This window comes from Cellulophaga omnivescoria, assembly GCF_001999725.1.
GTDB classification, from domain to species: Bacteria; Bacteroidota; Bacteroidia; order Flavobacteriales; family Flavobacteriaceae; genus Cellulophaga; species Cellulophaga omnivescoria.
Genome location: NZ_MDDP01000015.1, coordinates 74852 through 96706, shown reverse-complemented (window position 1 = coordinate 96706; position 21855 = coordinate 74852). Strand labels below are relative to the sequence as shown.

Genomic DNA, 21855 nt, shown 5'->3' with positions numbered 1-21855 from the left:
TTTAAGAATTTGCTATTACAAAATCTTCCCATTCTGCAAAACGCTCTTGTCCCATAACCCTCTCCATTTTTACTTGTCCGCCTTTCTTTTTATTACTACCACTCCATTCATAAAATACAGAAGGCAAAACAGTGGTAACTTTAACCCCTTCCAATGCCTTAGACCTTGCCACCTTATAATTTTTATTTGCATTCATTAAAAAGTCATCTAATTCACTTGCTAACTTACTATTGCTAAGTTTAGCATTAGTACCTAGGTACCAGCAGTGGTAAAAATCATCATTAATACGATTTGCACATAATGTATATTCTTGTATTTCTATATCAAAATGTTTTTCTAAATGTTGCACAGCATCATTAAGTTTATTTACAGATAATTGTGAACCTACAGTATTTAAAAAGAATTTTGTACGACCTGTAATTTTTATTTCTGCCCGTTCAATATCAGTAAATTCTATAGTATCTCCAATAATATAACGCCAGGCGCCAGCTACGCTACTTAATATTAAAACATAATCTTGATTTAACTCTACTTCCGAAATTGTAAGTGCTGGTGCATTTTGTTTTAGAGATCCATCAGGCTTAATATAATCTGGATTAAAAGGCACAAACTCAAAATAAATACCGTTATCCGTTACCAATTTCATAGCATCAGTTTCTGGTCTTTGCTGAAAAGCAATAAAACCTTCTGATGCCAAATAGGTATCTATTACAGTTATTGGTTTACCTAAAAGAGCATTAAAACTTTTTTTATATGGACCAAAAGCAACACCACCAGAGGTATATACTTGTAAATTAGGCCATATTTCGTGTATGTTTTTTATATTATTATATTCTATTACTTTTTGTAGCATAAGTTCTATCCATGATGGTATTCCGCTTAAGGCTCCAATATCCCAATCTGATGCTTTTTCTGCTATACGCTGTACGCGTTTATCCCAATCATCAATTTTAGCAATTTGTTTTCCTGGCTTGTAATAGTTTTGAAACCAAAACGGTATATTACTAGCACTTATTCCACTTATTTCACCTTCTAATGCATTGTTATGTTCCTCTAAATCTGTAGAACTCCCAAGCATCATTATTTCTTTTTCAAAAAAATCTGCAGGTAAATTAAAATTTTTAAGTGCTAAAACTTGTTGTATTCCTGCATTTCTTATGGCCTTAACCATATCATCTGTAACTGGTATACGCTTACTAGTTTTACCTGTAGTACCAGAACTAAGAGCAAAATAGTCTGGACTATTGGGCCAAGTTATATTTTCTTCTCCATTTTGTACGTGCTGCCACCAATTATTAGTTATTTGGTTGTAATCTGAAAAAGGAACTTTAGCACTAAAAGTTTTCTCTAGATTATTAGAATTTAATATTCCTGTAAAACTATAATGTTTACCAAACTTAGTGTGCTCTGCTGTACGCAGTAAATTTTTAAGTACTGCACGTTGTTCTTCTGCTGCATTGTATTCTCCAGAAATAATATCAGACGCGTGTATTATTCCTTTTATGATGTTCCCAATTATAGCCATGTATTAGTGTGTTTTTAGGTTATTTATTAGTATTGCAGTAAAAAATTAAAAACCACAACTAACAACCCAAAAATCTACTAATTTCAAAAAACAACTTAACCCTATTAAAATTATTATTAACCCTAAAAGGAGTATGTTTCTCTAAAAATTAAGCATAAAAAAACCAGTAATAAAAATTACTGGTTTAATTTATTATGAGTCTTTCTACTCATTTGTCGGGGTGGCAGGATTCGAACCTGCGACCTCCGCGTCCCAAACGCGGCGCGATAACCGGGCTACGCTACACCCCGATAGGTTATCTAATACTTTCAATACTTAGAGAAATTTTCTGCCCTCGCAATATGCTTTGGCAGCTCTTGCGGAGAGACAGGGATTCGAACCCTGGGTAAATGTTTCCACCTACGACGATTTAGCAAACCGCTCCTTTCGGCCACTCAGGCACCTCTCCAAAATCTTTAATGAACTTGTGCAGTTTTCAATTGCGAGTGCAAATATATAACGATTAAGCGTAGCTACCAAGCTATTTTAAACTTTTTTTATCTTTTTTTTCAATCTTTTTTGTAACCTATTCATTTTAAGAACATTTCAAAAAAACTTTTTTTACATTAATTCCACTTTACATTTAATTAGCAAACATTAAGCATAATTTTATGGTTTAATTACAAGAAAATGGTAACTCTTATTTAGTATAATACTTTCAATTTATCTTCATTTTACTAAAAATAAAAAAAGTAAAAATAAATGTAAAATTAACTTGCATATTAAAAATAGATTATTGTATATTTGCAGCCCGAAAGACAAAAACATTTGTCATTTCAATGGTCGCGTAGCTCAGCTGGATAGAGCATCTGCCTTCTAAGCAGACGGTCAAAGGTTCGAATCCTTTCGCGATCACAAAAAGCCTTCAGTTTTACTGAGGGCTTTTTTGTTTTCAATATATATTTAAATGTACCTCTTCCCCTAAAAACAAACATAATTGTTTAATTCTTACATTTTTAGTAATAATTATTTATTATTTGTTTAATTTTAAGACGTAAAAGTTTAATGTGTAAACACATAATAAATTAATTATACAGTTAATTTTCTTACTTAATTATACTTATATAGTTAACCAAAGAATTTTATAGCCTTTGGGCAACTAATAAAAATTAAAGTAATGCGGTATTTTAAATTTTCTAAACTTGGCTTTTTACTTGTTATAACAACTTTACTTAGTCTATGCAGCTGTAATTCAACAAAAAAAGAAAAGAAAACAATTATTGGCTTTTCGCAAACTGGTGTTAATGACCAATGGAGAAAATCTATGAACAAGTCTATGCAACTACAAGCAGACTTTTATCCAGAAATAGAACTAAAAATTTTAGATGGTAATGATGATGTAAAAAAACAAATAGAAGATATAAACCAATTTATTGATGAAAAAGTAGATGTATTAATAATATCTCCCGTACAATCTAAACCAATTACTCCTTTAGTTAACAAAGCATTACAACAAGATATTCCTGTTTTAATTGTAGACCGCAAAATAGACGGACCAAATTACACTTCGTATATAGGAGGTGATAACTATCAAGTAGGTGTAAATGCTGCAAATTACATAGCTAGTTTAAGCTCCAATGAAGATAAAAAGATACTAGAAATAAAAGGCCTAGAAGGTTCATCGCCTGCTGCAGAACGCCACTTAGGGTTTATTTCTACTCTTAAAACTATACCTAATTTACAAATAACACATACTATACAAGGTAATTGGGAAGCGAGCTCTATTAAAGAACCTCTAAATAACTTTTTAAATAACAATAACAGTATAGATTTTATTTTTTGCCATAACGACCGTATGGCGCTTGGTGCTTGGGAAATTTTAAAACACCACAATTTAGAACAAAAAGTAAATATTATTGGTGTAGATGGTTTAAACGGACCTAACGGTGGTATACAGTATGTAAAAGATGGCATACTAAAAGCTACTGTTTATTACCCCACTGGAGGAAATGAAGCTATTACATATGCTATTGATATTATTGATGGAAAAAAAATTAATAAAAACAACATACTAGAAACTACTGTTATAGATAGCAGAAATGCTGATATAATGAAACATCAGTTTGATAAAATAAATCAACATCAAGAGAGTTTACTTGCGCAACAAAACAAAATTAAAGAACAAGAAGAAACCTATGCATCACAAGGCAATATGCTAAAAATACTTTTTGCCCTATTTGTACTTAGTATATTATTGGGGGCGTTTAGCATCTATTCTGGCATTAATATTAGAAAAAAGAAGCACGATTTAGAGCTATACAATGCAAAAATTATAAGACAATCTTTAGAGATTAAAGAAATTGCAAAAGAAGCAGAATTAAGTAATGAAGCTAAGGCTAACTTTTTTACTGGTCTGTCTCATGAATTTAAAACCCCAATAACTCTTATATTATCTGCCATAGAATCTATTACCGAAAAAAACAATTTTACTAAAAATAACTTAACCACCGAAGTAACTCTAATCTCCAACAACTCTAAACGTTTGCTACGCCTAATAAATCAGCTTTTAGATTTTAGAAAAACAGATGAGAAAAAATTGACCTTAAAAGCTTCTAAAACCAACATTTTTCAATTTTCTACCAAAATAATTAATGATTTTAAAATTGAAGCAAAAAATAGAGATATTGTTTTTGATCTAAAAACAAATAATAAAGACTTAGAAATTTATATAGATAGAAATTTAATGGATAAAGTATACTTTAATCTTTTATCTAATGCATTAAAGTTTACACCAGATAATGGAGAGATTGTTATCTCTATTGACGATTATAAAAACAAAAACTTTATTAATATATCTTTTAAAGATAGTGGAATTGGTATTCCTAGTGATGATCTAGAAAATATTTTTAAACCCTTTGAGGTTGGAAGTAATAACAATAAAGCAAGCTCTGGTATTGGTTTGCACCTTACAAAACAATTTGTAGAACTGCACAAAGGAGAAATAACTGTTAGCAGTGAGCAAAACACAATTTTTACCCTTAAAATTTATAAAGACAAAAAACATTTACTGCCAAATGAAGTTATAATAGAACCAAGTATTTACACCAACCAAGAAATTATTTTAACAGAGGAAATTGAAGAAAACATATACAAGCAAACCATAGTAAATAATAATGAAAACAAGTACGACGTATTAATTATTGAGGATAATGATGAACTTATAAAAATACTTAAAAATAAACTTATAGAAACATATAAGGTACACTTATCTAATGGTATAGATGGTATAGAAAAAGCATTAGATATTATACCTGATATAATAATATGCGATGTAAATTTACCAGACAAAGATGGATTTGTAATTTGTGAAGTTTTAAAAAATGATTTAAGAACATCACACATACCAATTATTATGCTAACTGCTTTAGATAATAATGAATCTTACGTTAAAGGGTTAAAATGTGGTGCAGACTCATACCTTACAAAACCATTTAGCTTTCCAGTATTATCTCAATCTATAAAATCATTACTATACAATAGAGAAAAGCTCAGGTATTACTATCTAAACAACATTCATAAAATAAACCCTCACGAAAAATTTGATGTAACTGACCAGGAATTTATTTTAAAAATGAATTCTATTGTTGAAGAAAATATAGACAACTCTGACTTTTCTGTAGAAAGTATGGCAGAAACTCTAAATATATCTAGAGTACAATTATACAGAAAAACTAAAGCTATAATTGGCATAAGTATAAGTGATTACATTTTAAATTTTAGATTAACTAAAGCTAAAAATTTGCTTAAAAACTCTAATATGTCCATTTCGCAAATAGCATACGCTGTTGGATTTTCCTCTCCAAATTATTTTTCTACAAATTTTAAAGCTAAGTTTAATAAAACACCCAAAGAGTACAGAAATAATTTAGACAATAGCGCAACTAGTAATAAACACTAATAAGGCTATTGTTATATTTTGAAACATTATAAATTTAAAAATGTTACCAATAAACAATTAAAACATTTTTAATATTTAGTAGAATGTACTCAAAAACACATAAAACAAAGATAATAGTAGTGTTGTAATCTTTATGGTGCATAACTAAACTTAAAATATCTAAATTATAAGTACAGTGTAGCCTACACTAAGTATTTTTGTTACCCATTATTTTAAAAAATTTTTATAGACACACAAAAAGCTGGTATAGTATTTGTTTGTTTACTAATATTGATAGTGTTCTGTTCCCCAACAGATAAACCTTGCTTATTATTTTAATAGCAAGGTTTTTTGGTTTAAACCCAACGCATTTATTTATTAAAATACTCTTTTAGCTTTACAAAGGGTGCTGTTTTTCGGTTTTTAAATGCGTGCATACTACTGCTAAATATAATTAATGCGGCTCCTATATAAGCTGTATAAACTAATACCTCCTCTACTCCTTTATTAGCTACTGCAATTGCTATAAGTGCCCAGGCACCAACAAGCCCAAATTCTCGCATATTACGGGTCCAGGTTACAATTAAATTAACTATAACTGCCACTACAATCATTACAATGGTCCATATTAAAGGAGCTACGCCAAAACCGTTCCAATTAATTTTTACTAAATATGCAGATATGTTAGCAATACTAGCAACAGTTATCCAGCCAGTGTAAATTACAAAAGGCCACCATAAAAAAACAATTACAGAAATTGGTGCATCCCAAAGTTCCATTTTATTATTAAAAACAATTTTTAGTAGTGATAATAATAGTACAATTATACATATACAAGATAAACCTGTGTATCCATAAATCCAGCATACTATCCAGCAGCAATTGGCTAAACAAGATACTACAAACCACCAGCCTATTTTTAATACAAAATCATTGTTACGTACTTTTGTAAATAGACTTCTGCCTTGATAAATAACAAAACCAAATACCAAAAAATAAATCAATCCCCATATAGAAAACGCATAACCCGCGGGTGTAAATAAAGTTTTTAAACCTCTAGAAACCTCCCCTATAGTTGTACCGTTCATTTTACCTGTATTAGACAAGTAGTTTATAAATACAGTAGATATAAAAGCTATACCGTTTGTAATTTGTAATACCTTTTTCATTCTTCACTTTTTCTATAATATACAAAAGAAATATTTTTAAATTTTCTTCTTAACCTTAATTTAATTTAAAAGGAATTTTAAATATGTAATCTAGCAGTAATTTTTTTAATATTGAGGAATCAAATGTCATCAACCAAAATAATAATACCTTTTTTAATTGTATTCATATGTTTTAAAATAACTGCACAAACAAAAAAAATAGAAATAGCTTTTTTAGCAGATATTCATTTTCAGGATTTGTATGGTTCTTTTAACGATATTAATTACAAGGGTATTAAAAATCCGCATAACAATAAGCATACAGTATTACGAACAATGCAATCTCAATTAAACTCTACTAGAATTTTTAATGAGAACTATTTTGCATTTAAAACAGCTCTAGATGACATTGTTAGTAGAGGCATTACTTATGTTGCTTTACCTGGTGATTATACAGATGACGGACAACCTATACACTTAAGAGGACTGCAAAAAATACTAAACGATTACAAAAATAAACACGGACTACAATTTTTTATAACAACTGGTAACCATGATCCTGCAGGACCATACAAACAGGAATCTGGAAAAAGTGATTTTTTAGGTGCAGAAGGTAAAAATCAACCTGTATATAGTAAAAAAGGAATGTATGCATCTAAAAAAAATGAGCATCCTGTATTAATTAGTACTGATATTGCTAAAATGGGATATACGGGTGTACTTAATATTTTAGGTGAGTACGGTTTTAATGCACAACCAAATTATAAATATTGGACCACTCCGTTTGCTACCTATAACTACAACAATTACTCTTTTAAAAAGGCACAAATTGCATCTAACTTAAAACTAAGAACCTATACTGCTATAGACAGTTTACAAATGGTAGATACTAGTTATTTAGTAGAGCCCGTAAACGGTATTTGGTTACTAGCTATAGATGGTGACACCTTTTTGCAAAAAAAGGATGGTAGCTTTTCTAGTGCTAGCGTAGGCTATAACAACACTATAATACATAAAAATTACTTAATTAAATGGGTGAAAGATATAGTTACAGAAGCTAAAAAAAACAATAAAACATTAATTGCTTTTAGTCATTTTCCTATGGTAGACTTTAATGATAATGCCACTAGCAACATTAAAAAATTAATGGGGAATAACAAATGGCAATTGCAACGTGTACCTGTAAAAGAAGTAGCAGAAGCATTTGCAGATAGTGGTTTAAAAATACACATAGCAGGACATATGCATATTAATGACACTGGAGTACACAGGTCTAAAAAAGGAAACTTACTGGTTAACATACAAACACCTTCCTTAGCTGCTTACATACCAGGTTATAAAATTTTAAAAATTAATAACAGTAGTAACATAGAGGTAAAAACTGTTACTATACCCGATACAGAAAATTTTAAATTGTTATTTGATTTGTATAAAGTAGAATACAACAAACTAAAACTAGAGCACAATAACAATGTTTGGAACAAAAAAATACTAGAGGTTAACACCTATAAAGATTTTACAGCTTGGCATTTAAAAGAACTTATACGTTTGCGCTTTTTACCAAATGATTTTCCTATAGATTTAAATATATTTTTAAGTAATGTTACTGGTGAAGAGTTGTTATTACTTGCTACAAAAAATAGTGAACTAGATTTTTCTAAAGCATTAAAAGAAATACGTAACAATACTAAAGCAAGAAAAAATCAGTTAAAAATTATTGCCACTCCTTTAGCTAAAAACAATTTAAAAGCTAAAGATTTTAGAAAGTGGAAAGGCTTAGATTTAGTTTTTGATTTTTATAGACTTAGAAATGCAGATGAATTGGCTTTAGAAGATATTACCACAGAAAAAATAAAGCAGTATAAATTTATTTACAACACAATTACTTCACAAACCAAGTATATTAATAAAGAAGATACTACAGCCAAACAATTACTTTTATTCTTTAAAATTTTTAATTCTTTTTTAAACAGTGAACCGTCCAACCACTTTAGTATTAATTTAGAAAACAATACTATAACAGACCTAAGTAAAAACAATAATTAGCTTATAAGTTTACAGTCTGTTTTAAAAAGTTAATTTAAAGATAACGTTGGCATAATCAATTTTAAACTTTAGGGTCTTTTATTTACACTAACTAATTCCAGAATTTTTTAGTCCCTATGAAAACCTCCCAAGAATTTGAAGATATCTATTCTAAACACTGGGAAAAATTATATGCTTTTTCATTTAAAGTTACAAAAGACAGCAACTTATCTAAAAACATTATACAAGACGTATTTACCAATTTATGGGAGCGTAAAAATAGCTTAAACATAAACTCTGTTGAGCATTTTTTATTTAGAGCAGTAAAAAATCAAATTTTAAAGCATTACAATCAAAACACTTTTAACACTACTTCTATAGATAATGAGTTTGATAATTTTATTATGGAATCTCCATCTATTTCTGAATCTGACCTATCTAAAACCGTTTTTCATATTGTAGATAAGTTACCTGCTAAGCGAAAAGAAATTTTTTTAATGAACAAGCTACAGGAAATGAATGTAGAACAAATTGCAGAGGAGCTAAAGCTATCAAAACAAACGGTTAAAAATCAATTATCATCTGCAATTAAACAGCTTAGACTAGAGCTTAAACAACTTAGTTGGTTACTATTTCCGTTCTTTTTTTAAAAAAATATTTCACTTAATGTTTGCTTAAACTTTTGGTAACATTTGCCAATAGTACTAATTACTTGTTTTGGGTACTTACCTATATAAAACAAGTTTATGCAACAGAAAAAAAGCACTGTATTAAAAAAGCTTATTGCAAAAAGCACCAAACAAAAAACTAGTGCTAAAGAAGAAAAGTTATTACATACATTTTTTAAAAAAATGTATGATAAGTCTGGCTGGGATACAAATAAAATGGGTAATGCAACTTTTATAAAAGATGATATCCGTTCTAAAATTGTACTTAAAGAAACTAAAAGCACAAAAACTAATATATATAAATATGCTGCCATAGCAGTTACAATACTTACGCTTGGTGGTATATTATTATCTACTTACAAAACTAACCAGCCAAGTTTTGTTACGGTAAATACTGGTGCTGCAATAGATTCTGTTTTTTTAGCAGATGGTTCTACTATTTACCTAGCTCCAGGATCTAATTTTAGTTACCCTAATACATTTACCAACACTACAAGAGAGGTTAACCTAATAAAGGGTAATGCATTTTTTAACATTGCTAAAAACCCAAACAAACCATTTATTATAAACTCTGGTGACTTGGTAACAAAGGTATTAGGTACTTCTTTTCATATAGGGTTACAAAAAAAGGAAAGCAAAGTATCTGTAGTTACTGGAAAAGTACAGGTAAATTACAAAAACAACCAACAACAATTAGTATCTGGGCAAGAAGCCGTAGCTACAAACAACTCTTTACGCAAACAAAAATCATCAGTTTTAATGACTTCTAACTGGTATACTAAAGATTTAAACTTAGCAGAGGTATCATTAAAAGAAACCTTAGACTTATTAGAGATTAAATACAATGTAAAAAGCGCTATAAAAAATGAAGATGTATTGGCTCTTAAAATAACACTATTTATAAAGCAAAACGCTACACTAAATGAGATTATTGAACAACTAAATTATATAACCAATTTAAAATTACTATATGAGAATGAAATAATTACACTTAAAACTAATTAAAGAAAAACCGCAGCTGCTACCAACAACTACGGTTAAATTTTCAAGTATTATTAACTAACACTTAAATTAATGTATTTTAAAAATATTCCTTTTAAATTAAAAACCATACTTTTTTTTGTATTATCTGCAATTTTTTGTCAGACAGTGCAACCTAATAATGGTGTTTACAAAAAACAAAATATAACTGTAAACTATAAAAACACAAATTTAGTAACCCTTTTAAAAGAGGTAAGTAACCAAACATCATATAACTTTAGCTACGGTGAAGATATTATAAAAGACAAAAATAAATACACAGTATCTTACCTAAACATCAGCTTAGAGTCTGCCTTAAAAGACCTGAGTAAAAAGGCAAACTTTAGTTATAAAATAACAAATAAAATTGTTTTAATAAAAAAGAAATCTACAACTATAACTACCAGTAATGTCCAAAAAGAAATAACAGGTACTGTTGTAGATGAAAACGGAGATCCTTTACCAGGTGCTACCATTCATGAAGTAGGAACATCTAATGGTGTTACAACAAATTTTGATGGAGAATACACTATAACTGCTACAACCGGAAGCGTTTTAAAATTCTCTTACATGGGGTATAAGAGTAAAGAAATAAAGGTTACACAAAATGTAGTAAACGTACAATTAGAACTAGATGCTGCTGAGTTAAATGAAGTTGTTGTTGTAGGCTACGGTAGCCAAACAAAAGCAGATGTTACTGGTGCCGTAACACAACTAAAAGAAAGTAGTTTTAGACAAGGTATTAACACATCTCCAGATGCTCTTTTACAAGGTAAAGTTGCTGGTGTTAGAGTTGTTAATGCTAGCGGAGAACCAGGTGCAGGTATTAATGTTACAATACGTGGTGTAGGTTCTATTAGAAGTGGTAGTAGCCCTTTATTTGTTGTAGATGGTGTGCCGTTAACTAACGATAATGTTAGCCCAACGGGCAGTAATGTTGGTTTTGGGGATTCTAGTGCTAAAAACCCATTAAACTTTTTAAATACTAGTGATATAGAATCTATTAATGTACTTAAAGACGCTTCTGCATCTGCTATATACGGAGCTAGGGGTTCTAACGGTGTAGTAATAATTACTACTAAAAAAGGAAAAGCTGGTATAGGCTCTTTATCTTTAGACTCTTACATTGGTATTTCTAACGTTGCAAATAAAATAGATTTGCTAAATGCAAATGAATACAGAAATGCCTTAAAAGACCCTACTTTTGACCACGGCAGCACTACAGATTGGCAAGATGTTGTTTACAGAACAGCAATTACAAAAAATAATGTTTTGTCTTATTCAAAAGCCTCAGAAAGTGGTAACTACTATGTTTCTTTAGGTAATATAGATCAAGAAGGTATTGTAAATAATAGTGAATTTTCTCGTACATCTGGTAGAGTAAATGTAGAAGAAAGCTTTTTAGATAACAAACGTTTAAAAATAAAAGTAAATCTTACTGCAAGTGAAACTAAAGACAAAGGGGTACCAACTAGTGATGATGGAGGATCTAACGGCCAGCTAATTATACACACCTTAATGGCTAATCCTACAAGGCCTGTTTTTGATGAAAACGGAGCATATACAAACTTTAATATGAATGCACATTACAACCCTGCATACTTGTTAAGCATTTATGAAGATGAAACAAGAACATTACGTGTTTTGGGTAACATAGAGGCTTCATTACGTGTATTTAACGGTTTAGAGTATAAGTTAAATTATGGAGTAGACAGGTCTGTTGCAGAGCGTAACACCACAGTATATCCAAACTTAACAGATTTAAATCCTACGGGAATGTATGTGCAAAATAACTTAGAGTCTCAAAGTTCTTTGTTAGAGCATTACTTAACATTTAATACAACCATAGCAGACAAGCATAAGTTAGAAATTTTAGGAGGTTTCTCTTATCAAAAGTTTGAGCGCTCTGGTACCAACTTTAGTTACGATAATTTATCTGAAAAAGGAACTGGGGTTAAACCTGTACACAACCCTACATCTAATAACTCACAAATAGGTATTAACGGTTTTGCGCAAGAAAACGAATTGCAGTCGTATTTTGGTAGATTAAACTATTCTTATGATAGTAAATACCTTTTAACGGCATCTATGCGTGCAGATGGTTCTACTCGTTTTGGTAAAAACAATAAGTACGGTTATTTCCCTTCTTTTGCATTGGGTTGGAATATCTCTAATGAAGAATTTTTAATTAATAGTAATGTAGATAATTTAAAGCTAAGAGCAAGTTGGGGGCAAACAGGTAACCAGGAGGTGCAAAATAAAATAACACAAGCTAGTTACGCTATATCTGGTGCAGATGGTTATTATTTGTATGATGACCAAACACTAACTAACGGTGTTTCTGTTTTAAGAACTCCAAATCCAGATTTAAAGTGGGAAGTAGTAACACAGTATAATATTGGTGCAGATTTTAGTTTATGGAACAGAAAACTGTATGGTTCTCTAGATTATTTTAAAAAAACAACTACAGATGCTATTTTAAATATACCGTCACAAGTGCTTAGCCCAACCAACAATATTTGGGTAAATATAGATGGCGAAATTGTAAATACAGGCCTAGAATTTATGTTAGGATCTAACCTAATAGCTACAGAAAATTTTAATTGGGATGTAGATATAAATGGTGCAACATTGAATAATGAAATTAAAAATTTACCTGTATCAGAAATTTTATCAGGAACCATATCTGGTCCAGGACAATCTGGAGTACTTGCCAACATTTACAAAAGCGGCTATGCTGCTGGTTCTTTTTACTTGTTAGACCATATAGGTTTTAATGAAAATGGCGAAGATATTTACAGAGACGTAAATAATGATGGTAATATAACTGGTGATGATAGAATTATAATTGAAGGTGCTTTACCTAAATTCTCTTACGGATTTAATAGTCAAATGAATTACAAAAATTTTGATTTCTCATTTTCAATTATTGGTCAAGCTGGTGGATATTTGGTGAATAATACAGGGTTAAATGCTTTAAATATAAACAATTTAGCATCAGACCGTAACGTATCTAAAAAGTATTATGAGTCTGGAGCTAATCAAGAAAACTCACCTCAATTATCAACTTTGTACCTAGAAAAGTCAGATTTTATAAGACTTAACACTGCACGTTTAGGATACAATTTAAAATTAAACAACGTAAACTGGTTAAATGGTATTAATTTTTATGTTACTGGGCAGAACTTATTAACCATTACCAACTACTCTGGTTATGATCCATTAATAAACAGTCCTAAAGCAGATGGTGGTAATCAATCATTAGGTATAGATTACTCTAGTTACCCAGGTTCTAAGACATTTATATTAGGAGCAATTTTAAAATTTTAAAATATAATAATGATGCATAAAAAAATAAAAATAGCAGGTATAGCTTTTCTATTACTAAACTTTTTAATTACAAGTTGTACAGATCTAGAAGAAGTTGTTTTAGATGAAGAATTAGGAGAAGAAGTTGCAGACCCAGAAGGTGTATTAGCTGCTGCATATGACCGTTTAGGCGATAAAACTTTTGTAGATCACGGAGGTGTATTTGCTTTACAAGAATACTCTACAGACATTGCAATGCTTGCAACAAGAGGTAGTGACTGGGGAGATGGCGGTAAATGGCGTTCTATGCATGAGTTTACTTGGACACCAGATAACAGTATAGTAACTGGTAACTGGAACAACTTAACAAACGGTATTACCAGAGCGTTAACTGCCGTAGAGAGTATAAACCAAGCAGAGTTTAGTGATAAAGAATTATTTTTGGCAGAGGCCAGAGGTCTAGTTGCTTTTTATACTTACACTACCTTAGATCTATTTGGACAAGCCCCTTACAGAGACCCTTATGGAGGAGACCAAACTATACAAATTTTAAAAGCAGAAGATGCAATAGATGATTTAATATTAGAGGTAGAAAGCATACTGCCTAACTTAGCATCTATAGGGGAACAAAATACATTTAATGGTAGATTTACTAAAGAAGCTGCATATGGCTTATTGGCAACAATGTATTTAAACAGAGCTGTTTTTAAAGATAGATATAATAGTGCATCTTCCTTCAATTTTACTGAAGCATCTTTAGAGGCTGGTAAAACCGATATGGAACAAGTAATAAAATATACTTCTTTAATAATTAATTCTGGTACGTTTAATTTAGAGTCTAATTACTTCTCTAATTTTTCTATAAACAACAATCAAAGTTCAGAAATGATATTTGCTGTAATACAGGAAATTGAAGCTGTAAGATCTGGAGATAATGACTTTGGGTATGTTTGCGTAGCTCGTAACCAAAGACCATCACCTGCAAACAGAGGTACTAATGCGGCCTGTACTACTCCAGAGTTTTTTGCAACCTGGAATGATAACCAAGACGACCCAAGATTTTCTAGAAAATACCAATACTCAGATGGTACTTGGTTTATGAATGATGGTTCTGATGTTAGCGTACCTGCAGAAGATATTGTACCAAATTCAGACAATTTACCTTGGTTTCATTTTAATAGTGGATTTTTATTTGGACAACAATTTGGCCCTGTTTTAGATGGTAATGGTGGGTATATTATGACTAGTGATAACCGAATAGAAGTATCTGCTTTAGTAATGGAAAAAAGTGCTACAACTCCAATGGACTTTACACCAGAATTAAATTTTGACAATCCTGTACAAGCAATTTTTGCTCAAGACCAAATAAACCGCGGAGCACGTATTTTTAAGTTTGAATACGATCCTGAATCTGGTAATGGAAGAAGTAAAGTAGATATTCCTTTATACCGTTTAGGCGGAATATATGCGATGAGAGCAGAAGCTTACTTTAGAAATGGGCAAACTGCATTGGCTTTAGAGGACATAAATATGTTAAGAACCAGCAGAACTAGAGAATCTTTATATGGTAATGCTCCTGGCCAAGCGCTTACTAGTTTAGATGAAGAGCAACTATATAATGAAATTGGATTTGAGTTGTATTGGGAAATGAAAAGAAGACCACAAATGATACGTTTTGGTAAGTTTGATGAAGCATATACTGCAAAACCACAAACTGAACCTTTTAGACGTGTTTTTCCTATACCACAAGAAACAACAGATGTAACCGAAGATTTTATACAAAACACAGGTTACTAAATAACAATAACTTGCTAATTTTAGTTTTTTAGTTTTTCATTACCTCGTTAAGTAATTAGCAATAAAGCCAGGCATTTTGCCTGGCTTTTTAATTATGTAGTATTTTTATGTTTTTAAGTATTAATAAACAATTTAGACACGTATATAACGTTCATGTAATAAATACGTTTACTATGCCAAAAGCTAAAAAAAAGCCTATATCTAAAATAATTTTTTTACTTACTTCCCTACTCTCTATTTGGGGGCCTGTATTGGTTTTTCAAAAATTATTTTTAAGCAAAATGGAGTACTACAACCCTTATAATAATGAGTTGGTACTGCCACTTATGTTATGTATTATATACATATTATTGTGCATCTGGTTTTTACCCATATTTAAAAATAAAATTTTTAGAATTATAGTATTTCTTCTAATGCCAATATTACTAATCTCTTACATTTTTTTTGATATTGCCTACGCTAATAGAATAGAGTTTGGGAACTCTTGGACAAATACAGAAGTATTTTTAGAACTGGTTTGTACACAAAGCTTTTTTATACCTTTATTACTAATTGGTATGTCCTTAAACTTTATAGTAAATTTATGGTACTATAACAGTAAAGCTAAATAAATTGTAGCGCATATAAGTTTTTTTTAGTAATAGCTATAATTTTTTTTCACATATATAAGATGATGAAGTTTCTGCCTATTGCTTAAAGGTACTTCAAAATATTGCTAACGTAGAAAAATTATTTTGTCAAAATATAAGATATAAGGATAGTAAATTAACAGTTGTAATCTAGCCTTATAAAAAAAAGCCACCGTAACGGTGGCTTTTTTTTTTAGATAATTATGTATTTGTAACCATCACCTTCAGAAAAATAGAGATTTTTACGATTTTTATTAAACCATTTTTTCCATTCTTTTGCAGTGCTAAAAGTTTCATTAGTATACCTTTTTAAAATACGCTTAGCCATTTCTGTACGGTCATTATTAGTAAGCATCGCAATAGCGGTTTCCAAAATTTTAATGTTGTTATTCGCTATCCCTAAAGCTTTAGCATCTTCATCTACTGCACTCCAATATGTATATCTTTCATCAGGAATAGGATAAAAATAATCCATATTCTCTTTATAATAGTTTTCATACATTGCCCAGTTTTCTCCAAATTTTTCTTTTAAATACTGTGGTTCATGCCTAATAGTCCATATTCTGGTTTCTTTTCTAATTGGCATTCTAAGTTGCATTTTTTCTAATTCTGATAGTTGCTTACCTGCATCTTTTTTAGCTTGTATTTTTTCTTTTTCTAGTCGCATTTTTAAAGTATCTTTATTTATATAATGCAACCATGCAGCAGAACCTTCATCAGAAACAGTCCATTGACTTTCTCTTAAATATTGTCTTAAAGGTATTCTTTTTATTTTTCGGGTAACTTGTTTAGCGCCTTTATACTTAGCTATGTAGTGTATTGCATTTATAAAAGCTAGTTTAGCGCTTTGTGTTAAATACTCTGGTGCTGCAGCAAAACCCCAATGCAAAAAGTTTGCATGACGACCAATAGCTGTGGCTTCTACACCTTTAGAATTATATCCCCCAGAAATCCACTCTGCATCTATGTCATTATCAAAAGCATAACCTGTAGATACTAAACCTATAGGCATTCCTTTGCCTTCTGTATAACCTTCTGTTTGTATACGCCACATTTGCATTGTTTTGTCTAAGTGTTTACCGCCATATCTTGCCTTGTAGTTAGCAGGAGTTTCTTTAGTTTCATAGGTTACATTTATTTTGTTAGGTGTATTAAAAATTGGATGATCTAACTTCATACCGTGTGCGTGCGCATCTAAACACAAGCACAAATGATCCATTTTAAGGTCTCTTCCTTCTCCTATAAATGCAGAAGGTTCACCAATCATTATGGTTGCTGCATTGTAGTTCTCCGTTAAATATTTTTTGGTATTGTACCCAATTATTTTACCATTTTCGTCTTTCTCATATCCGCCTGCAAAAGGTGTTAAATAAGTATCTATAATTGTTACATCATAATCAGCAGCCATTTCTTCTTTAAAATCATCGCCATAGACAACTGTTACAGAATTAAAGTGCTTACTAATTAAGTCTTTAAAATCGTTAGCCCTTGTTTTTCTTAATGCAACTTTACGTTCTAGGTTTGTGTATATACTTTTTTCCCTGTCACTTAAAGGCTTATCTGGGTTTGTACCAACATAAAGAATTTTTAAATCGTTTTTTTTAGTTTGACTATAGCCTGTAGGCACTAAAGCTATCATAAAAATGAAAAGCAATAATTTTTGAAATAAATTTTTCATATAATTAGTTTTTTAAAGTTAGTAAAACGTCTTTTTGTATTGGTGGCAAACAAATATTTGCGTTACAGGTTTGGTAAAACAGTCCGCATTTAATAGCAGTTAAGTTGTTATAATCTTCAGCTATTTTTAAAGGCTGCTTAAACTGAATGTTACCTGTGTATACATATAACTCTCCTTTGCCAGGATAAGCAGTAGGAGTTGGTGTTTGGAGCTCCCCTAAATTTGTAACACCTTCTGGAAGTTCCAATTTTAACTTAGATTGGATGTACGGATCTTGCGGAGATACATAAGCATAAATATGATATCCTTCTAAAATTGCAACATTAAAAATTAGAGTTTTAACTGTTGGGTCTTCTGTAGATACAATACTAGCACTAACCTGTACTGGGTCTAAAGATGTAGGTGTATCTGGCTTACTTTTTATATCTTGGGCATAAGCACTAACGTTTGCACCCACAAAAAGCAAAATGGCAATAATACGGTAAAAACGCATTTTTTATGTTTTAAGGTTAAATTTTAAGTAATTCTTCTAGCATTTTAAAGGCATCTTCTCCACTACCCACAAATCTTTTAATAATTTTTCCGTTAGGATCTATAATAAATTTTGTTGGAAACCCTTGTACATTAAATCTGTTTACAAAATTGTCTAGTGTATTTTTTTTGTCACTCATTAACTGTATCCAACCATAATTATTTTTAGCTACAAAGGCTTGTATTTTTTCTTTTGTATCCCCAGAGTTAATACCAACAACTACCAAATTATCTTTATGTTTTTCTTGAAATTTTTTAACTTCTGGCATTTCTGCAACGCAAGGACCACACCAAATACCCCAAAAATCTATAAGTACATATTTTCCTTTAAGTTCATTAATGTTAAAGGAATTCCCACTTAAAGTAGCGTTAGTTTTTATACTTGGTACAGGAGAACCATCTGCAGTCTCTTTAATACCTTGTACTCTTGTTGCAACATCTTTATAGTCTGGATACTCAGCTAAATCTGTAGATAAAGAATTAAAGAGTTCCTCTGCTTGTTCATTGGTTATTTGGGTACGTAACATTAAATCGTTTAAATACCAAGCCGAAGCCAAATCGTTAGGATTATTTTTTATATGATTAGTTAGAGCATCTATAGATTTTTTAAAGATAATTTCAGATTTTTTTTCAATTTCTTCTTTTTTAGCTTCATCTTCTGCGTAAGTGCTTTCTACGGCTAGGTTGCCCATTTTGTTATACATTGGATACATAAGTTTGTTAACTTTAGCTAAACCATCATTAAAAGCATCGCCGCTTGGGTAAGCATCAAAAAAATCTTTTGCTTCGCCTTTAATTGTAATATTTGCCCCCGGCGATACATATAACATAATAGCACCACATTTTACAGGAAAATAACCTCTACCACCTTTAGGAATTTTAGATAGCTTTTTGTCTGGCCCTTTAAATGAAGGAAACACCCTTATCATAGCCATTTTAGATACATTCGTAGTTAATTTAAACTTCCCATTTTTAACCACAATAGAGTCTGATGGTGTATTCCTAGTATATTCCTTATCTGGATGTCTAAAATACAAGTTGCCTTTTAATCCTTTTATTTCTCCAGTAAGTGTAAATGTATTGTCTGTTTTTTGTGCGTTATTTTGCTTAAAACTCATAAGTGCCAAAAAGCAAAGCAATACTAGTTTGTGAACATTTTTCATAGTCATTTTTATTTTAATTACTAAAGTCTAAACAACTCTATAAGTTTAGCATCTAGCTCTTCTTTTGTAGGGTTTCTAAGTATAATTTTAAGGTTACTATCTAGCAAATAGGTAGTTGGTAAAAAAGGAACTCCATAAGCATCTGCAACGTCGCCATTACGTCCTTTGCTTTTCTTGTTTTCATCAAAAACGTGTAACCATAGAGTTTGGTCTTTTACAATAGCATCTCTCCAATTTTTATCTTTGTCGCCAGTAGCAACACCTACAACCTCAAAACCATCATTTTTATAAGTATTATAAACTTTTTTTAACTTAGGGAATGAAGCTCTACAAGGTATACACCAACTTGCCCAAAAATCTACTAAAATATATTTTCCTTTTACCTTAGATAATGTTAGTTGTTCTCCTGTATTGGTTGTTAAGGTAAAATCTGGTGCCGTAGCCCCAGGAACAAATTTTTCTACATAATCTTGATACGTTTTTTTGATAAAAGCAAATGAGCTAGACTTTACAGCGTCTCCTTTAAACAGGTTATATACCGTTTTCATTTCTTCTCTAGACATCATAATTTCACTAAAAGTGATGCCCATAATTTTAGGACCAATTGGTGAATTTGGATTGTTTTTAACAAAGTTTATTTTAAACTCCTTAAGTTCTTCTTGTTGCTGTTTTTCTAATGGCTCTAAAGCTGTCATTTTTTGCTTTACTTGCTCCATTAAAATACTATCTTTAGACTGTTTTGCAGCCATAACCATTTCTCTAAAGCCTATAAACGCACTGTATTTGTCTTGACTTCGTATACTATCCATTTTTTGTTTTTGCAACTCATACAATGCTTGGGTTTTAGAACCCGTTATATTAGCTGGTGTATACCCGTTTCCTTTTTCAGATTTTGCTACATCAATAGCTATGTTAATAGTATTGTTATCTAAAAAAAAGTATGTGCCAATGTTAGGCTCTATATAAACACCAACCATATCTACATTGGCTACATTACCAGTAAATTTAAATGTGCCGTTAGTAATTTTAGTACTATCTAAAGTTATTATGGGATCTGTAAAAAGCGATGGTGTATTTTTTAATTTTACCCAAGCTCCTTCTTTAGCTCCCTTAACAATGCCTGTAATAGTATACCCATTATGCTCTGTGTTAGTTTTACAACCTATGCAGAATAAACAACTAATAAGAAGTACTCTTGTTAATTTTAAAAAAGAATTTTTCATAATTGCGGTTTTAATAAATTAGTGCCCAAGTAGCTCTTTTAATTTGCTATCTAGTTCTTCCTTAGTTGGGTTTCTTAAAACTATTTTTCTGTTGCTATCTACCAGTAGTGTTGTTGGTAGATGTGGTACGCCGTAAGATTTTGCAATTGGGCCATAAGAGTGATTTTCACTAGTATCATAAACGTGGTTCCACGGTGTTTGGTCTTCCTCTATTGCTTTCTCCCACTTTTCTTTTTCATCTGCTGTACCTACGCCAACTATTGTAAATCCTTTATCTTTATACTGCTTTCTTAACTCTTTTAAATGCGGAAAAGAAGCTCTACAAGGTGCACACCAACTTGCCCAAAAATCTACTAAAATGTATTTACCTTTTACATTAGACAAGGTTAACTCTTCTCCCGTGTTTGTGTTTAAAGTGAAATCGGGAGCTGTATTTCCTACACCTAAGTTTTCAAAATTATCTTTGTATATTTTTGTAATAAAGGTTTTAAAAAATGTAGTCTTGCGTGCATTTCCTTTAAAAATAGCATAGAATTCTTTTAGTTGTTCTCTAGTCATTCTTCCTTCTGTATACTGTACACCAAGAACATAAGGCGAAATTGTATTACTTGGATTAGCTTTTACAAAATCAAATTTTATATTTTTATATCTAGCATTTCTTTCTTCTGCTAAATCTTGTAAACCTTCTTGTTTTTTTAAAGCTTCGTTAAGTAATTCTTCATTACCCTCTTCTTTAGCTTTGGCAAACATTTCTCTTACCTCCTTAAAAACATCGTACTTTTTATCGCTAAAAACAGCACTAGTTTGTTCTTCTAAGGCCTTATATTTACTGTGGCTTAAAGACCCAACTACATCTAATTTTACCTGATCTCTTGGACTCTTAACATTTGAAACATCTACAGAAATTTTGATTGTACTGTTTTCTAAGAAAAAATTTGTTTTGTAATCTCCTATTTCTAGCGTTACCATATCTGGAAAAGCAACTTCTCCTATAAGTTCAAACTTTCCGTTTACCACTGCAACACTATCTATAACTGTATAAGGATTAGAGTTAAAAAATTGATAGTCTGTAATTTTTGCATATGAATTGTCTAGTCCTTTTACTGTTCCGTTAACAACAAAACCTTTGTTATTTTTAGACTGCTCTTTATCTTTACAAGAATAAAAAACAGTACTAAAACTTATAATTGCTACTAATACTTTTAATTTTGTACCCATATCTC

At 30.7% G+C, this 21855-nt stretch carries 14 protein-coding genes and 3 tRNA genes; 8 read left to right on the top strand and 9 right to left on the bottom strand.

The window, feature by feature from the left end:
- Position 1: 1 nt before the first annotated feature.
- From BFJ87_RS09020 to BFJ87_RS09010, 3 genes are all read right to left on the bottom strand, one after another.
- Positions 2 to 1525 carry a GH3 family acyl-acid amido synthetase gene (locus tag BFJ87_RS09020; RefSeq protein ID WP_077403080.1) on the bottom strand — a complete coding sequence of 508 codons (1524 nt, stop codon included), beginning with the start codon at positions 1523 to 1525 and terminating at the stop codon, positions 2 to 4.
- A gap of 215 nt (positions 1526 to 1740) precedes the next feature.
- Positions 1741 to 1815, bottom strand: a tRNA-Pro gene (locus BFJ87_RS09015).
- A gap of 69 nt (positions 1816 to 1884) precedes the next feature.
- Positions 1885 to 1973, bottom strand: a tRNA-Ser gene (locus BFJ87_RS09010).
- Positions 1974 to 2345: 372 nt separating this feature from the next.
- Between BFJ87_RS09010 and BFJ87_RS09005 the strand changes: the two genes are divergently transcribed.
- Both BFJ87_RS09005 and BFJ87_RS09000 read left to right on the top strand, forming a co-directional pair.
- Positions 2346 to 2419, top strand: a tRNA-Arg gene (locus tag BFJ87_RS09005).
- 262 nt (positions 2420 to 2681) lie between these two features.
- Entirely contained in the window at positions 2682 to 5462 is a 2781-nt protein-coding gene (locus BFJ87_RS09000) for a substrate-binding domain-containing protein (RefSeq protein ID WP_077403077.1), read from the top strand.
- A 350-nt stretch (positions 5463 to 5812) separates the two neighbouring features.
- Here the strand turns inward: BFJ87_RS09000 and BFJ87_RS08995 are convergent, their stop codons facing one another.
- Positions 5813 to 6610 (bottom strand): hypothetical protein, encoded by a 798-nt coding sequence (locus tag BFJ87_RS08995; RefSeq protein ID WP_075695386.1) that lies wholly within the window; start codon positions 6608 to 6610, stop codon positions 5813 to 5815.
- Between the two features lie 123 nt (positions 6611 to 6733).
- Between BFJ87_RS08995 and BFJ87_RS08990 the strand changes: the two genes are divergently transcribed.
- The 6 genes from BFJ87_RS08990 (at position 6734) to BFJ87_RS16790 (ending at position 16019) form a co-directional block, all read left to right on the top strand.
- Entirely contained in the window at positions 6734 to 8635 is a 1902-nt protein-coding gene (locus BFJ87_RS08990; protein WP_077403074.1) for a metallophosphoesterase family protein, read from the top strand.
- Between the two features lie 116 nt (positions 8636 to 8751).
- Positions 8752 to 9264: an RNA polymerase sigma factor gene (locus BFJ87_RS08985; protein ID WP_077403071.1), complete on the top strand. Its 513-nt coding sequence runs from the start codon at positions 8752 to 8754 to the stop codon at positions 9262 to 9264.
- A 96-nt stretch (positions 9265 to 9360) separates the two neighbouring features.
- On the top strand, positions 9361 to 10287 hold the full coding sequence (locus BFJ87_RS08980) for a FecR family protein (protein ID WP_077403068.1): 927 nt from the start codon (positions 9361 to 9363) through the stop codon (positions 10285 to 10287).
- A 69-nt stretch (positions 10288 to 10356) separates the two neighbouring features.
- Positions 10357 to 13632 carry a SusC/RagA family TonB-linked outer membrane protein gene (locus BFJ87_RS08975; protein ID WP_077403065.1) on the top strand — a complete coding sequence of 1092 codons (3276 nt, stop codon included), beginning with the start codon at positions 10357 to 10359 and terminating at the stop codon, positions 13630 to 13632.
- 9 nt (positions 13633 to 13641) lie between these two features.
- Positions 13642 to 15408, top strand: coding sequence for a RagB/SusD family nutrient uptake outer membrane protein (locus BFJ87_RS08970; RefSeq protein WP_077403062.1), 1767 nt, complete (start codon positions 13642 to 13644; stop codon positions 15406 to 15408).
- Positions 15409 to 15821: 413 nt separating this feature from the next.
- Complete coding sequence (locus BFJ87_RS16790; protein WP_139344227.1) at positions 15822 to 16019, top strand: hypothetical protein; 198 nt, start codon at positions 15822 to 15824, stop codon at positions 16017 to 16019.
- Positions 16020 to 16230: 211 nt separating this feature from the next.
- Here BFJ87_RS16790 and BFJ87_RS08960 read toward each other — a convergent pair whose 3' ends face one another.
- From BFJ87_RS08960 to BFJ87_RS08940, 5 genes are read right to left on the bottom strand one after another with little or no spacing between them, the layout of a single operon-like run.
- On the bottom strand, positions 16231 to 17715 hold the full coding sequence (locus BFJ87_RS08960; protein ID WP_139344226.1) for a hypothetical protein: 1485 nt from the start codon (positions 17713 to 17715) through the stop codon (positions 16231 to 16233).
- Between the two features lie 4 nt (positions 17716 to 17719).
- Positions 17720 to 18208 (bottom strand): protein-disulfide reductase DsbD N-terminal domain-containing protein, encoded by a 489-nt coding sequence (locus BFJ87_RS08955; RefSeq protein ID WP_077403053.1) that lies wholly within the window; start codon positions 18206 to 18208, stop codon positions 17720 to 17722.
- A 16-nt stretch (positions 18209 to 18224) separates the two neighbouring features.
- The gene (locus BFJ87_RS08950) at positions 18225 to 19409 is read right to left on the bottom strand and encodes a TlpA disulfide reductase family protein (RefSeq protein ID WP_171974491.1); all 1185 of its coding nucleotides are present in this window, start codon (positions 19407 to 19409) and stop codon (positions 18225 to 18227) included.
- 20 nt (positions 19410 to 19429) lie between these two features.
- The gene (locus BFJ87_RS08945) at positions 19430 to 20632 is read right to left on the bottom strand and encodes a TlpA disulfide reductase family protein (protein WP_077403047.1); all 1203 of its coding nucleotides are present in this window, start codon (positions 20630 to 20632) and stop codon (positions 19430 to 19432) included.
- Positions 20633 to 20650: 18 nt separating this feature from the next.
- Complete coding sequence (locus BFJ87_RS08940; RefSeq protein ID WP_077403045.1) at positions 20651 to 21850, bottom strand: TlpA disulfide reductase family protein; 1200 nt, start codon at positions 21848 to 21850, stop codon at positions 20651 to 20653.
- Positions 21851 to 21855 lie beyond the last annotated feature (5 nt).

Bases quoted from the DNA above. Each gene is read 5' to 3' on its own strand.
- BFJ87_RS16790 (WP_139344227.1), top strand. From the start codon at position 15,822: ATGCCAATATTACTAATCTCTTACATTTTTTTTGATATTGCCTACGCT.
- BFJ87_RS08940 (WP_077403045.1), bottom strand. From the start codon at position 21,850: ATGGGTACAAAATTAAAAGTATTAGTAGCAATTATAAGTTTTAGTACT.
- BFJ87_RS08985 (WP_077403071.1), top strand. From the start codon at position 8,752: ATGAAAACCTCCCAAGAATTTGAAGATATCTATTCTAAACACTGGGAA.
- BFJ87_RS08975 (WP_077403065.1), top strand. From the start codon at position 10,357: ATGTATTTTAAAAATATTCCTTTTAAATTAAAAACCATACTTTTTTTT.
- BFJ87_RS08955 (WP_077403053.1), bottom strand. From the start codon at position 18,208: ATGCGTTTTTACCGTATTATTGCCATTTTGCTTTTTGTGGGTGCAAAC.
- BFJ87_RS08950 (WP_171974491.1), bottom strand. From the start codon at position 19,409: ATGAAAAATGTTCACAAACTAGTATTGCTTTGCTTTTTGGCACTTATG.
- BFJ87_RS09020 (WP_077403080.1), bottom strand. From the start codon at position 1,525: ATGGCTATAATTGGGAACATCATAAAAGGAATAATACACGCGTCTGAT.
- BFJ87_RS08960 (WP_139344226.1), bottom strand. From the start codon at position 17,715: ATGAAAAATTTATTTCAAAAATTATTGCTTTTCATTTTTATGATAGCT.
- BFJ87_RS08980 (WP_077403068.1), top strand. From the start codon at position 9,361: ATGCAACAGAAAAAAAGCACTGTATTAAAAAAGCTTATTGCAAAAAGC.
- BFJ87_RS08970 (WP_077403062.1), top strand. From the start codon at position 13,642: ATGATGCATAAAAAAATAAAAATAGCAGGTATAGCTTTTCTATTACTA.
- BFJ87_RS08990 (WP_077403074.1), top strand. From the start codon at position 6,734: ATGTCATCAACCAAAATAATAATACCTTTTTTAATTGTATTCATATGT.
- BFJ87_RS08945 (WP_077403047.1), bottom strand. From the start codon at position 20,632: ATGAAAAATTCTTTTTTAAAATTAACAAGAGTACTTCTTATTAGTTGT.
- BFJ87_RS09000 (WP_077403077.1), top strand. From the start codon at position 2,682: ATGCGGTATTTTAAATTTTCTAAACTTGGCTTTTTACTTGTTATAACA.
- BFJ87_RS08995 (WP_075695386.1), bottom strand. From the start codon at position 6,610: ATGAAAAAGGTATTACAAATTACAAACGGTATAGCTTTTATATCTACT.